The sequence below is a fragment of the Rhodococcus sp. NPDC059969 genome, assembly GCF_042738325.1.
Classification (GTDB): Bacteria; Actinomycetota; Actinomycetes; order Mycobacteriales; family Mycobacteriaceae; genus Rhodococcus_F.
This window is the reverse complement of the sequence record NZ_JBHWUF010000007.1, coordinates 183,320-196,752: the sequence shown is the minus strand read 5'-3', so window position 1 is coordinate 196,752 and position 13,433 is coordinate 183,320. Positions and strand designations below refer to the sequence as shown.

At 63.5% G+C, this 13,433-nt stretch carries 11 protein-coding genes; 4 read left to right on the top strand and 7 right to left on the bottom strand.

Going from position 1 to position 13,433, the window contains the following annotated elements:
- Window positions 1–64: 64 nt before the first annotated feature.
- The 4 genes from ACFWAD_RS20185 to ACFWAD_RS20170 form a co-directional block, all read right to left on the bottom strand.
- Window positions 65–586 (bottom strand): hypothetical protein, encoded by a 522-nt coding sequence (locus ACFWAD_RS20185; protein WP_378546986.1) that lies wholly within the window; start codon window positions 584–586, stop codon window positions 65–67.
- An 18-nt stretch (window positions 587–604) separates the two neighbouring features.
- Entirely contained in the window at window positions 605–1,633 is a 1,029-nt protein-coding gene (locus ACFWAD_RS20180) for a cupin domain-containing protein (protein ID WP_378546983.1), read from the bottom strand.
- 59 nt (window positions 1,634–1,692) lie between these two features.
- A complete protein-coding gene (locus tag ACFWAD_RS20175; RefSeq protein WP_378538884.1) occupies window positions 1,693–2,514 on the bottom strand; it encodes an alpha/beta fold hydrolase in 822 nt (273 codons plus the stop codon).
- A gap of 188 nt (window positions 2,515–2,702) precedes the next feature.
- Window positions 2,703–3,830, bottom strand: a complete 1,128-nt coding sequence (locus tag ACFWAD_RS20170) for an NDMA-dependent alcohol dehydrogenase (RefSeq protein ID WP_378546980.1) — start codon at window positions 3,828–3,830, stop codon at window positions 2,703–2,705.
- A gap of 166 nt (window positions 3,831–3,996) precedes the next feature.
- Here ACFWAD_RS20170 and ACFWAD_RS20165 point away from each other — a divergent pair, with 166 nt between their 5' ends.
- Window positions 3,997–4,857, top strand: a complete 861-nt coding sequence (locus ACFWAD_RS20165) for a spermidine synthase (protein WP_378546978.1) — start codon at window positions 3,997–3,999, stop codon at window positions 4,855–4,857.
- 9 nt (window positions 4,858–4,866) lie between these two features.
- Here ACFWAD_RS20165 and ACFWAD_RS20160 read toward each other — a convergent pair whose 3' ends face one another.
- The 3 genes from ACFWAD_RS20160 to ACFWAD_RS20150 form a co-directional block, all read right to left on the bottom strand.
- Window positions 4,867–7,881: a bifunctional [glutamine synthetase] adenylyltransferase/[glutamine synthetase]-adenylyl-L-tyrosine phosphorylase gene (locus tag ACFWAD_RS20160; RefSeq protein WP_378546976.1), complete on the bottom strand. Its 3,015-nt coding sequence runs from the start codon at window positions 7,879–7,881 to the stop codon at window positions 4,867–4,869.
- Window positions 7,878–9,218: a glutamine synthetase family protein gene (locus tag ACFWAD_RS20155; RefSeq protein WP_003941637.1), complete on the bottom strand. Its 1,341-nt coding sequence runs from the start codon at window positions 9,216–9,218 to the stop codon at window positions 7,878–7,880. The genes ACFWAD_RS20160 and ACFWAD_RS20155 overlap by 4 nt, the downstream gene beginning before the upstream one ends.
- Before the next feature lie 107 nt (window positions 9,219–9,325).
- Window positions 9,326–10,897 (bottom strand): alpha/beta hydrolase, encoded by a 1,572-nt coding sequence (locus ACFWAD_RS20150; RefSeq protein WP_378546973.1) that lies wholly within the window; start codon window positions 10,895–10,897, stop codon window positions 9,326–9,328.
- 207 nt (window positions 10,898–11,104) lie between these two features.
- Between ACFWAD_RS20150 and panB the strand changes: the two genes are divergently transcribed.
- The 3 genes from panB to pip are packed head-to-tail and all read left to right on the top strand — an operon-like array spanning window position 11,105 to window position 13,431.
- Window positions 11,105–11,956, top strand: coding sequence for a 3-methyl-2-oxobutanoate hydroxymethyltransferase (panB, locus tag ACFWAD_RS20145; RefSeq protein ID WP_003941624.1), 852 nt, complete (start codon window positions 11,105–11,107; stop codon window positions 11,954–11,956).
- 51 nt (window positions 11,957–12,007) lie between these two features.
- Window positions 12,008–12,448 carry a hypothetical protein gene (locus ACFWAD_RS20140; protein WP_230813774.1) on the top strand — a complete coding sequence of 147 codons (441 nt, stop codon included), beginning with the start codon at window positions 12,008–12,010 and terminating at the stop codon, window positions 12,446–12,448.
- Entirely contained in the window at window positions 12,448–13,431 is a 984-nt protein-coding gene (gene pip / locus ACFWAD_RS20135; protein ID WP_378546970.1) for a prolyl aminopeptidase, read from the top strand. The genes ACFWAD_RS20140 and pip overlap by 1 nt, the downstream gene beginning before the upstream one ends.
- Window positions 13,432–13,433 lie beyond the last annotated feature (2 nt).

Here is a 13,433-nt window from a genome sequence, read left to right as displayed (position 1 = left end):
GTCCAGAGTCGCGGACTCCAGACAGCCCAGAGTTCTGCGCGCCGACGCCTACGCCGCCCGTCTGTCACGCGGGGAGCGTGCCGGTCTCGACGTCGTACACGCTCTCGGCCGGGCTCGACATCACTCGGTCCGCCATCTCCTGCTTGAGCACTGTCAGCCGCGCCTCGTCTTCGACCGTCCGGTCACCTTTGCGGGCGAGAGTGATGAACTCTTCGACGACAAATCCCTCCCGAACAGTCAGCGTGACGCTCGCGCCGCGGTAGTCGACCCGAAATACATACAGTGCGAGTGCATTTCCACGTTCAGGTCTGGCCAGGGAACTGTCGACGGTGTACCGTCCTTCTGTCACCGCGCGCGTGACCAACTCGAACGCATCGCGCACTCCTGGTCCGCCGTGTGCGGTGGTGACGACCAGCTCGCGACGCTCGACGGAGCCTTCCCCACCGAACACACCGAGAGCGCGCTCCAGAACCTTGTAGGCATGCGCCACGCCGCCCGGGGCCTGCGGACCGTGATAGCGGAGGGCATCCTCGTACGTGAAGTCGAGCGTCGTCCCGTGATCGGTCACGGTGAGCGTACTGGTCATGATGGGCGTCCTTGCCGGTCAGTCCTGGTCGATCGGATTGTTCCGCGAGACGATGAGCGGATCGATCGGAGTGAAAGGGAAGTGTGGCAGATCGCGTTCCGGAACGCCGAAGGAGGCCGAGAGAACGCTGCGTGAGAACGCGGAAGCCGTTGCACGGTAGCCTATGTCGCCCGGCGTCGGCTGGTCGAAGAAGATGAGGAAGTTGATGTCCTCGTCACCTAGAACCTCGATGTGATGAGGATAGGCACGCGGAACGAAATACACCTGACCCGGTTCGAGCAGGTAGGTGTCGAGGGACCCGTCGGGATCGAGGACTGTCATCCGCCCATGACCACGATGCACGTATCCCATTTCGGCAGTGACGGGATGCCAGTGTGGCTCACGCATCCCACTCTCGCGAATAGTCAACGAGTACATCGAAAGATCCTCCAGTGCCGCCCAATACTGCTTGCGCGCCACCTTCGCCTGTCCGTACGCATAGGCGAGAGGGGCAATCTGGCCGTCGAGGTCGAAGAGATGCGCGTTGGGAAGGCCGGCGGTATCGGGAATTACGGCCGCACGGCCGCGCCGCACTATCTGGGACGCATCGGCTCTACCGAAGACATCGAAGGCTGATGCGGCGAGGTCGTAGGTATTGCCGAGCACCGCGTTCGACATTGCGCTGACGCTACTCTGCAACGAGAAGTGCTGCGGGAGAGAAGTTCGCAAGGCAGCGATGATCTCCGCCTCTCCCTCGCCGACATTCTCGATGTGATAGATCGCCCCGGATTCGACGTGATACATCTGCCCCGCTCGCACCACGAAACTTGCGAACTCGTCGGCATTGCCCAACATCGAGACAAGAACAGTTCCGCTGGTGACGTAGGCGATCTGGTTCGCGTTGACGTTCCATTGTGGTTCGCGGATCGCGCCGGCGCCGAGAACAATTCGTTTGATCGACAGACCGGACAGGATCGGCAACGAACTCGTGTCGAGCTGCGAGATCGAGCCGAGTTCGTTCTCGAAGACGCTGGGACCATGGCGCAGCGAAGCAACGTGTGTGGTCATGGCAATTTGATCCTTCCGACTGTGGTCCTTCCGACTCCGGTCCTTCCGCCTCGCTGACGTCAGTCCTCGATGAAGGCGAGAATGTCCTGGTCGAGGGTCTCCTGATACGAGCCGTAGATCCCATGCGGTGCACCCGGATATACCTTCAGCGTGCCGTTCTTCACCAGCTTGATTGCTTTCTCCGCCGCCGCGCCGATCGGCACGATCTGATCGTCGTCCCCCTGAGCGATGAAGATCGGAACGTCGATGGATTCGAGATCGGCAGTCTGGTCAGTCTCCGAAAATGCCTTGACGCAGTCGTAGGCCGCGGCGAGGTTAACCAACATCCCTTGTCGCCAGAAGTCGTCCTTCGCTCCCTGCGAGACATCGGAGCCTTCGCGGTTCGCGCCGTAAAAGCTCTCGCTGAGGTCCTTGTAGAACTGCGATCGGTCCCCAAGCACGCCCTTGCGGATTCCGTCGAACACCTCGATCGGTGTGCCTTCGGGGTTGCTGTCCGACTGGACCATGATCGGTGGAACGGCGCCGGCAGTGACCACCTTGGCGACGCGCCCTTTGCCGTGCTGCGCCGCGTAACGGACCACTTCTCCGCCGCCGGTCGAATGGCCAACCAGGATCAGGTCTTTCAGGTCGAGGGTGTCGATCAGCTCAGCCAGGTCCTTGGCATATGTATCCATGTCGTTGCCGGTGTACGTCTTCGACGAGCGACCGTGTCCTCGACGATCGTGGGCAATTGTCCGGTAGCCTGCGTCGGCGAACAGCTTCATCTCGACCTGCCATGCGTCGGAACTCAGCGGCCACCCGTGACTCAGGACGATCGGCCGGCCGGTGCCGTGCTCGGTGTAGTAGATCTCGGTTCCGTCGGAGGTGGTGATGTAGGGCATGTTCTGCTCTTCTCTGTCGAGTCGTGGACTGAAGCCCGGACACGCTGCCCGACTTCCTCACCCTGCGAGTGCCCACTACGGGCGCGATCGACGCATCGATCGACAGAAATGTGCGTGGGGGCAGAAGGCTCCGGCCCGACACCACGAAGCGTGGTGCCGGGCCGGAGCCTTCAGTCAAAGGGAAACGATCAGTAATCGTTCTCCGTGTAGACGATCATGCCGCGCAGGTTCTTTCCCTCCAGCATGTCGGCGTAACCCTCGTTGATCTCCTCGAGCTTGTAGGTCTTGGTCACCAACTCGTCGAGTTTGAGTGCGCCGCTTCGGTAGTGATCGAGCAACTTGGGAATTTGGGACCGTGGCCCGACCCCACCGAAGATGGCTCCCTGCAAACGCTTCTGCAGAAGGGTCAGCTCGAAGAGACTGAGCGTCACCTGCGAATCCGCGTAATGCCCCATTCCGACGACAACAACCTGGCCACCCTTGCCCGTCGCACTGAGCGCGGGCTGAATGATGTCGCCGTGAATCTCGCCCACGGTGATCACGGTGACGTCGGCCATCTTGCCCCAGGTGATCTCGCCGATCACCGGTAGCGCTTCCTCGAGTGAGGCAAACGTATGTGTGGCGCCGAATTCCTTTGCCTTGTCGCGTTTGAACTCGACGGGATCGATCGCGATCACAAATCGTGCTCCGGCAGACGCCGCACCCTGCACCGAGTTGATTCCGACGCCGCCGACGCCGACGACCACCACCGTGTCGCCGACCTTGGCTCCACCGATCGCGGTGGCCGATCCCCAGCCGGTGGCGACACCGCAGCCGAGCAAGGCCGCCTTGTCGAGCGGGATGTCCTTCTCGATCTTGATCACCGACGCCTCGTTGACGGTCACGTACGGCGAGAATGTTCCGAGCAGGCACATCTGGATGACCGGCTCGTCGTTAAGGGTGACGCGGTACGTCTTGTCGGAGATCGCCTGCCCGGTCAACAGGCCGGCTCCCTCGTCGCAGATGTTCTGTAGCCCCTTCGCGCACGACGGACAACGTCCGCACGCCGGTATGAAGGCGAGAACCACGTGGTCGCCTTCTTCGACGCTCGCGACACCCGGGCCGACCTTCGTCACCACTCCGGCGCCTTCGTGCCCGCCCAAGGCCGGGTAGAAGGGCAGCGGGCTGGCGCCCGTACGCAAATGTTCGTCCGAATGGCACAGTCCCGATGCGGCGAGTCGGACCTGCACCTCACCCGAGACCGGGTCGCCCAGCTCGACCTCTTCGATCTCCCATGCCTGACCTGGCGCCTTGACTACCGCTGCCTTGACCTTCACCTGCACTCCTCGAAATTCTTCGTGATGCACGGACGACGAAAGAACGCGCCGGCATTTGTGTCACCGATCACACTCCAGGTACGAGTGTGCCTGAAGTAGCGCGAGAATACTGCCCGTCTGTGCGCCTTTTTGGTAGAGGGCGCCACCAAAAAGGCGCACGGCTAACATGGACACAGTGGCCAAGGGAACTCGCAAGACCAGAACTCGCAGCAGTGCTCCCGAGCGAGGCGAGTCCGGCCCAGTCGCCGGCACTTTCCCCATCGATACCGGGACGTGCGAGCTTGTTCGCGATCAGTACTCCGACGACAGTTGGATCATCCAGATCAACGGAGTGCCCAGTTCCCACGTGAACGTCGCGGATCCCACGGTGCTCGATTTCGAATACATGCGGTGGATCGCGCATCTGGTCGATTCCGAACGTGACAAGGCCGAGCGTCTGCGGGTCCTGCATCTCGGCGGCGGTGCCTGCTCCATGGCCAGGTACTTCGCCGCCACTTACCCCGACGCACGTCAGGTGGTGGTCGAAATCGACGGCGCTCTGGCAGAACTCGTGCGCGATTGGTTCGACCTTCCGCGCGCACCACTGCTGCGCATTCGTGTCGGCGAGGCCCGCGCCGTCACGGAAACTCTCACCGAGTCCACCCGCGACATCGTGATTCGAGATGTCTTCGCCGGCAGCACAACTCCGACTCCGCTGACGACGGCTCAATTCACCACCCATGTACGACGCATACTTGCCCCGGGCGGTATCTACATCGTCAACTGCGGCGACACCCCGGATCTGCAGGGCGCTCGGAGCGAGGCCGCGACCATCGGCGCACAGTTCGAACACATGGCGATCATTGCTGATCCCGCAATGCTCAAGGGTCGCCGCTACGGCAACATGATCATCGCGGGCAGCGCCCTACCGATCGGCGGGCAACCCGCGCTCGCGCGCGAGCTTCTCGGCGGCGGCGTTCCCGCCCACGTATGGCAGGACGCCGAAGTGCGTAAGTTCGCCGCGAACGCACCTGTTCGGCAGGACTGAGCGAGAGCTCTACTCGCCGCCGAACACCCTCTCCACCACAGCTTTTGCCCGACGCGTGATGCGCAGGTAGTTGTCGAGGAACTCCCCTGCGTCGTCGCCGTATCCGGCGACCTGCGCCACGGCCGCGAGGACGCGTCCGGGGCCGGGAAGCTGATCGGTCGGCTTACCGCGGACCAGAACGAGGCAGTTGCGTGCCTTCGTTGCGGTGATCCAGGCGTCACGAAGCAGTTCGACGTCGCCTTCGCTGAGCAGTTCCGCGGCGCCGATGGCGTCGAGAGTCTCCAGCGTCGACGTGTTGTGCAGCGACTCGATCTTGTCGGCGTGCCGCAACTGCAGCAACTGCACAGTCCACTCGATGTCGGCCAGACCGCCGCGACCCAGTTTGGTGTGCGTTGCCGGATCGGCTCCGCGAGGAAGCCTTTCGGAATCGACACGCGCCTTGATACGCCGGATCTCGCGCACCGCCGCGTCACTGACGCCGCCTTCGGGGTAGCGGGTCTTGTCGATCATGTGCAGGAACCGCAGTCCCAATTCAGGATCACCGGCCACCGGGTGCGCACGAAGGAGTGCTTGAATCTCCCACGCCTGAGCCCACTTCGCGTAGTACGCGTCGTAAGACTCCAGCGTTCGTACCATCGGTCCGTTGCGACCTTCGGGGCGCAGTCCGGTGTCGACCTCGAGCGGTGGATCTGTACTCGGTGCCCCGAGAAGCTTGCGCACCTTGTCGGCAATGCTGTTGGCCCACTTGACCGCAACGGTCTCGTCGGCGCCCTCGCGGGGTTCGCACACGAACAGAACGTCCGCGTCGGATCCGTATCCGAGTTCGCCGCCGCCCAATCGGCCCATGCCGATGACGGAGAAACTGGCCGGCGCTTCGCTCCCGAGTTCGGTGACACTCGCCTTGATCACCGCGGAGAGCGACGCGTTGAGCACCGCAGCCCAGACCGAGGACAGTGCCTTGCAGACTGCAGGAACATCGAGCATGCCGAGAATGTCGGCAGAAGCGATGCGTGCAAGTTCGTGTCGGCGCAGCGAGCGGGCCGCGGCAACAGCGCGATTCGGATCACTGTGTCGACCGGAGGCTGTGAGGATCCCGCGAGCGACATCCTCGGGCTTCGGCTCGACCAGGCGCGGTCCACTCGGTGAATCCGCGAACAAGCGAATCACGTCGGGAGCCTTGATGAGCAGGTCGGGCAGGTACGCGGACGAGCCCAGCACGGTCATCAGACGCTCGGCGACCGCAGCCTCGTCACGGAGCAGGCGCAGGAACCACGTCTGGTCGACGAGCGCATCCGAGAGCCTGCGGTAGGCGAGCAGACCGGCGTCGGGATCCGGTGTGTCCGCGAGGGATTCGAGCAGAGTCGGCAGCAGGAGCGCTTGAATACGACCCTTGCGCGAAGCGCCACTGGTCAGTGCGGTCAGATGTCCGAGTGCATGCTCGGGCGCCGTGTAACCGAGAGCGGCCAACTGCCTCACCGCGGCTTCGGGCCCCAGGACCAGCGCTTCCTTGTCCATCCGCGCTACCGATTCGAGAAGCGGGCGGTAGAACAATTTGGCATGCAGGCGGCGAATACGATGCGAATTCCGCTTGATCTCGGCGCGCAGGACTCCGAGGGAATCCAGCCGACCGTCGGGTCGCATGTGTGCGGCGCGCGCCAACCAGCGCAGCGCTTCCTCGTCGTCCGGCGGCGGCAGAGTGTGCGTGCGCTTGAGCTTCTGCAACTGCAGACGGTGCTCGAGCAGACGCAGGAATTCGTACGACGCGGTCAGGTTCGCGGCGTCGTCGCGGCCGACGTATCCACCCGCGGCCAAGGCGGTCAGCGCATCGACAGTGCTCTGCACGTGCAACGAACTGTCGGCCCGTCCGTGCACCAATTGCAGGAGCTGGACGGCAAATTCGACGTCGCGCAGGCTTCCGCGGCCGAGTTTGAGTTCACGCTCACGCAGTTCGGGGGGAACCATTTCCTCGACGCGTCGACGCATGGCCTGAACTTCGGGGACGAAGTCCTCGCGCTCGGAGGCGATCCACACCATCGGGCTCATCGCCTCGGAGTACTGGCGACCGAGCTCCATGTCGCCCGTCATCGGACGAGCCTTGAGCAGCGCCTGGAACTCCCAGGTCTTGGCCCAACGCTTGTAGTACGTGATGTGGGATTCGAGCGAGCGAACCAGTTCTCCGCGCTTACCTTCGGGACGCAGCGCAGCGTCGACCTCGAAGAATGCGGAGGTTCCGATACGCATCATCTCACCGGCAACGCGGCTTGCCGTCGCGTCGGCCGGTTCGGCCACGAACACGACATCGACGTCGGAGACGTAGTTCAGCTCGCGCGCACCACATTTGCCCATGGCGATCACTGCGAGCCGGATCGGACAACTACCCTCAGGGCACACCGTTGCAATGGCTACCGCGAGTGCAGCGGTCAGCGCAGCGTCAGCCAGGTCGGAAAGCTGATGCCCCACAGTCTGATACGGCACCACCGGTTCGTTCTCGACGGTCGCTGCAAGATCAGCCGCGGCCAGAAGCATCAGCTGATCCTTGTAGCTCTTACGCAGAGCCACAACAGCTTCCGGTCCGGTCACGGAGGCACGGTAGGTTAATGAGCCTTCGGTGGCGCCTTCGTCCAGCGTGGCACCCACGGCCTCGAGCAAGGCCGCAGTCGCCTCGTCCTTGGTCGGCAGAGCGGTGCCGTCGAGCAGTTTCCAACCGATCGGATCCGCCGCCAGGTGATCGCCGAATGCCGACGACGCACCCACCAGCGCGAACAAACGGCCGCGCAGGCTCTTGTCCTTGCGCAATGCCTGATCGAGTTCGCGCCACCCGTCGCCGAGCCCGTCCTTGATCCGCACAAGGGTGCGCAGAGCGAGGTCGGCGTTCGCGGCACGCGACAGCGACCACAAGAGTTCGATGCTCTCGGCGTCGACCCAACCGAGCTGACGCAACTCGTCGGCAGCGGTGGGCTCGACCAGCCCGAGTCGACCCGGTCCTGGAACTGCTGATCTCGCAGCGGGCGGTTTCACCGTCACAGACCGAGGTAGGTCTTGAGCTCGAACGGCGTCACGTGGCTGCGGTATTCCTCCCACTCACGACGCTTGTTGCGCAGGAAGAAATCGAAGACGTGCTCGCCGAGTGCTTCGGCCACCAGTTCCGACTTCTCCATCTCGCGCAGAGCGCTGTCCAAGTTGCTCGGCAGTTCCTTGTAACCCATGGCGCGACGCTCGGCGGAGGTCAACGACCACACGTCGTCTTCTGCCTCGGGCGGCAAGGTGTAGCCCTTCTCGATGCCGCGAAGACCGGCAGCAAGCAGGACCGCGAAGGTCAGATACGGGTTGCAAGCCGAGTCTGGGCTACGGATCTCGACGCGGCGCGAGGACGCCTTGTTGGGCGTGTACATCGGGACGCGGATGAGAGCCGATCGGTTGGACGGGCCCCACGACGCGGCGGTGGGAGCCTCTCCCCCGTGAACGAGCCGCTTGTACGAGTTGACCCACTGGTTCGTGACCGCACTGATCTCGTTGGCGTGCTCGAGGATGCCGGCGATGAATGCCTTGCCGGTCTCGGAGAGCTGCATCGGATCGTCAGGATTGTGAAAGGCGTTGGTATCGCCTTCGAACAAGCTCATGTGGGTGTGCATCGCGGAGCCGGCCTGATCACTGAACGGCTTGGGCATGAAACTCGCCCGCACGCCTTCACCGATCGCGACCTCCTTCACGACGTACCGGAACGTCATGACGTTGTCGGCCATCGAGAGTGCGTCGGCGTAGCGCAGATCGATCTCCTGCTGCCCCGGCGCGGCCTCGTGGTGGCTGAACTCGACCGAGATGCCCATCGACTCGAGTGCGTCGATGGCATGGCGGCGGAAGTTCGGAGCCGAATCGTGGACGGCCTGATCGAAGTATCCACCCGAGTCGGCCGGGATCGGCGGGGTGCCGTCGATCGGACCGTTTTCCAGCAGGAAGAACTCGATTTCCGGGTGAACGTAGCAGCTGAAGCCCAAATCGCTGGCCTTGCTCAACTGGCGACGCAGGACGTGGCGCGGATCTGCCCACGACGGTGAACCGTCGGGCATCGTGATGTCACAGAACATGCGCGCGGAATGCTGCGCACCGTCCTTGTGGGCCCACGGCAGGATCTGGAATGTCGAAGCGTCGGGTCGGGCGACGGTGTCGGCTTCGGAGACTCGCGAGAATCCCTCGATGGCGGAACCGTCGAATCCGATTCCCTCCTCGAAGGCACCTTCGAGTTCGGCGGGGGCGATCGCCACCGATTTGAGGTACCCGAGAACATCGGTGAACCACAAGCGGACAAACCGAATGTCGCGCTCTTCCAGGGTACGAAGCACGAATTCTTTTTGGCGATCCATGCACGCGAGACTAAGCAAGCCACGTTAAATCTGTGTTACATCAGTGGTCCCGGTTAACAGAGTGATTGGTCACCATCGAATAGGCGCAGCGTACGGCCTCGCGCCGGCTAACATGTGAGACCTTCTTCCGGAGCCTTCAAGTAAACGAAGTAGTCAACGACGGCATCGTCGACGCAGGAGTTTCCGTCCAGAACCACCGTGTGCTGGGTTCCGTCGAACGTGATGAGGGCGGCGCCCAACTGCTTCGCGAGATCCACTCCGGCCTGATACGGGGTCGCCGGATCCTGCGTCGTGGATACGACGACCAGCTGCGGCAGACCGGCGTCAGCGAGCGCCTGAGGGTCGAGCGCGTGGGGGCTGCCGGTTGCCGGAACGGGCCAGAACGCGCACAGGTCGAGCGGCGCTTGACCGGTCCCCCGTCCGTCGTCGAGGAACGGTGCCGCCTCGCGGTACCGAGTGTCGGATTCGCCGGCCTCGGCGCGGTCGGTGGTTGCCGGATCGTCCACGCAGCGAATGGCGTTGAACGCGTCGTTGATGTTGGAGTAGCTGCCGTCGTCTTCACGGCCTTCGTACATGTCGGCGAGATTGAGCAGCGAGTCCCCGCGTCCGTCGGCCAGACTCGACAGACCTCCACGCAACGGAGTCCACAACTGCGGCGAATACAGGGCCTGCTGGACGCCGGTGATCGCGTCGGAATAGCTCAGCCCGCGTGGATCGGTGGTCTCCGCCGGCTTCTCGATCAGCGGATCGACGAGTGCCTGGAAGCGTGCCTGCGCCTGCGCCGGATCGTCACCCAACGGGCAGTCCGTTCGCGAGACACAGTCGGCGACAAAGGCGTCGAATGCGCCCTGGAAACCCTGCCCCTGCAAGACCACCTCGTCGATCGGATCCTGCTCGGGATCGAGCGCGCCGTCGAGGACCATCGCTCGAACGTTCTGCGGAAAGGTCTCGGCGTAAGTGGATCCGAGCCGGGTGCCGTACGAGAACCCGAGGTAGTTCATCTTCGGATCACCGAGAACGCCCCGAATGACGTCCATGTCCCGCACTACCTCGTAGGTACCGACGTGGGCGAGGAACTCCGTACCCGTCCGCTCGGCACACTTGGCGGCGTAGTCCTTGCTGTCCGCCTCGGCGAGGGCGATACCTTCCGGCGTCATGTCGACGTTGACCTCTGCGCGCTCCGCATCGATCTCCTCCGGCGTCAGACACCGCACCTGCGGGGTCGACGCACCGATTCCCCGCGGATCGAAACCGATCATGTCGAAGCGTTCCTGCAATTCGGTGCCCGACCCCGACGTCGCCATCGACAGTCCGGACCCACCCGGTCCGCCCGGGTTCAGCAACAGCGAACCGATGCGGTCACCGGTGGCCTTCGAACGCGAGATCACTACCTTCGCGGTGTCGCCGTTCGGATTCGCGTAGTCGACGGGAACGCTCACCTCGGCGCAGTCGACCCCACGCCCTAGCGGCGCAGTTCCTTCTTCGACGAATTTGTCGCACGATCCCCAGTCGAGCGTCTGCTCGTAGAATTTCTCGAGGCCGGACGGCACCGCGGACGCGGCAGAACCAGTAGATTCCACTGATTCGGGCGCGCCTTCCGAACTGGTGCAACCGACAACCAACACGAGTACTGCTGCGCTTCCGGCGAGGGCACCGGAGAGGCGAACGAACTTCGACATGCCATTGATGGTGCCAGGAAACCTCGGTAGCCAGCGGTTCGCCTCGTTTCGGCGCCTACCTGGTACGCGCGCGGTGATGTGACCCATTGCACCCTGTCAGCTATTCGTGTCGGCGACGTCCGGTGGCAGACTGAACACGTCATCACCCACACCCGGGGACCCGAAGGCGATCAACGCTCAGGGCCTCGAGGCCAGAAAGGGACAACGATGTCCGAGACACCTCTCTATGGTTCTGTACCCACTGCAAGCTCTACCGATGCACCGAAGCGTAAGACGCGCATTCACCACCTCGCCGAGATGAAGCAGAACGGCGAACGCTGGTCGATGCTCACCGCTTACGACTACTCCACGGCACGCATCTTCGAAGACGCAGGCATCCCGGTGCTGCTGGTCGGCGACTCTGCCGCCAACGTCGTCTACGGCTACGACACCACCGTGCCGATCACCGTCGACGAACTGCTTCCGCTCGTTCGCGGCGTCGTGCGCGGCGCCCCGCACGCACTCGTCGTCGCCGATCTCCCGTTCGGCACGTACGAAGGTTCGGCCGAGCAAGCCCTGGCGACTGCGACGCGATTCATGAAGGAAGGCCTCGCGCACGCCGTCAAACTCGAGGGTGGCGAGCGGATGAGCAAGCAAATCGCGGCTATCACCTCGGCCGGCATCCCTGTCATGGCTCACGTCGGATTCACCCCGCAGTCCGTGAACTCGCTCGGCGGATTCCGCGTCCAGGGTCGCGGCGACGCGGCCGAGCAGCTTGTGGCGGACGCCATTGCAGTCCAGGAAGCCGGAGCGTTCTCCGTCGTCATGGAAATGGTCCCGGCCGAGATCGCAGGCCAGGTCAGCCGCAAACTCACCATCCCCACCGTCGGCATCGGGGCCGGTTCCGAATGCGACGCTCAGGTACTCGTCTGGCAGGACATGGCGGGTTACACGAGCGGTAAGACAGCCAAGTTCGTCAAGCGTTTCGGTAACGTCGGTGACGAACTGCGTTCCGCAGCCGCAGCCTATGCATCAGAAGTTCGCACAGGCGCATTCCCGGCCGCAGAACACAGTTTCTGATCCGAGACCGGCGAACGCCGCCTGTCTCTCAACCAGCCAGGGGTGCGTTCAATGATCGGTAACCGTCGAAGTTCTACTGCCGCAGCTGTAGTCGGCGCGGCAGCTCTCGTCACGGTGCTGAGCGGATGCGCGGGAGGGTCCACCAACTCTCCCGCGCCCAGCAGCACTACGCCCGCGAGTTCCACCACGACGGCGCCGGCAACAACGTCCGCGTCCGGCACCACCTTCACCGACGCGCAGGTCCAGCAGTTGTGCTCGGATATGGAAGGGCAGCTGCAGAACTGGCGTACCGTCACCCCGACGCTCGGCAAGGGCGGACTGAACACGATCGTCATCACGTGGGCGACGCAGAACGGCATCAACCTGCTCGATCTCGCCCAGAACCGCGAAAGTATCGACGCGGCAACCTCGGCCGCGTGCCCCGACGTCCGTACCGGCGCGATTTCCGCACTCGAGATCCCCGATCTCGCCTCCGGCCTGGTGGGCTTCTGATGACCGAAACATCAGCACAGCCGTCTGTTCGTCGGAATCTCTATCCTCCGATCGAGCCGTTTGTGACCGGTTTCCTCGACGTCGGTGACGGCCAGAGCATGTACTGGGAAGTCAGCGGAAATCCAGACGGCAAGCCGGTGGTGTTCCTGCACGGCGGTCCCGGCGGCGGCGCGCAACCGGCGGTACGGCAGTTCTTCGATCCGGCCGCCTACCGCATCGTTCTGCTCGACCAGCGCGGCTGCGGTCGATCCACCCCGCATGTAGCCGACGGCGCCGATCTGTCGGTGAACACGACGGACAAGCTGCTGGGCGACATCGAAGCGCTGCGCGAACATCTTTCGATCGACAAGTGGATGGTCTTCGGCGGGTCCTGGGGTTCCACACTGTCCATCGCCTACGCCGAGGCGTTTCCCACGCGTGTCACCGAACTCGTCCTCCGCGGGATATTCCTCCTGCGTCGCAGCGAGATCGACTGGTATTACAACGGCGGCGCGGGAAACATCTTTCCGGAGCGCTGGGACAAATTCCTCGAACCGGTACCCGAGGCGCAGCGCGGCGAAGACCTCGTCGCGGTCTATCACCAACTGCTCCATTCCGAAGACCCCGACGTCGCGGCCCGCGCAGCCATCGCCTGGTCTGCCTGGGAAGGATCGACAAGCTACCTGTACCCACAGGCAGACAAGATCGAACAGAACTCCGAGACCAGGTTCGCCTTGGCCTTCGCCCGCATCGAGAACCACTACTTCGTCAACGGCGGGTTCTTCGACGAGAACCAACTCCTACGCAAAAGCTCCGCACTGCAGGGCATTCCGGGGACCATCGTCCAGGGCCGCTACGACGTCGTCTGCCCGGCCACCAGCGCCTGGGCGCTGCACAAGGCGTGGCCCGAATCCAAGCTCGTGATCGTCGACGACGCCGGACATTCCGCCATGGAGCCCGGCATCGTGCATCACCTGGTGGAAGCCACCGATTCTTACCGGTAACT

Bases quoted from the DNA above. Each gene is read 5' to 3' on its own strand.
- ACFWAD_RS20185 (WP_378546986.1), bottom strand. From the start codon at position 586: ATGACCAGTACGCTCACCGTGACCGATCACGGGACGACGCTCGACTTC.
- ACFWAD_RS20180 (WP_378546983.1), bottom strand. From the start codon at position 1,633: ATGACCACACACGTTGCTTCGCTGCGCCATGGTCCCAGCGTCTTCGAG.
- ACFWAD_RS20175 (WP_378538884.1), bottom strand. From the start codon at position 2,514: ATGCCCTACATCACCACCTCCGACGGAACCGAGATCTACTACACCGAG.
- ACFWAD_RS20165 (WP_378546978.1), top strand. From the start codon at position 3,997: ATGGACACAGTGGCCAAGGGAACTCGCAAGACCAGAACTCGCAGCAGT.
- ACFWAD_RS20155 (WP_003941637.1), bottom strand. From the start codon at position 9,218: ATGGATCGCCAAAAAGAATTCGTGCTTCGTACCCTGGAAGAGCGCGAC.
- ACFWAD_RS20150 (WP_378546973.1), bottom strand. From the start codon at position 10,897: ATGTCGAAGTTCGTTCGCCTCTCCGGTGCCCTCGCCGGAAGCGCAGCA.
- panB (WP_003941624.1), top strand. From the start codon at position 11,105: ATGTCCGAGACACCTCTCTATGGTTCTGTACCCACTGCAAGCTCTACC.
- ACFWAD_RS20140 (WP_230813774.1), top strand. From the start codon at position 12,008: ATGATCGGTAACCGTCGAAGTTCTACTGCCGCAGCTGTAGTCGGCGCG.
- pip (WP_378546970.1), top strand. From the start codon at position 12,448: ATGACCGAAACATCAGCACAGCCGTCTGTTCGTCGGAATCTCTATCCT.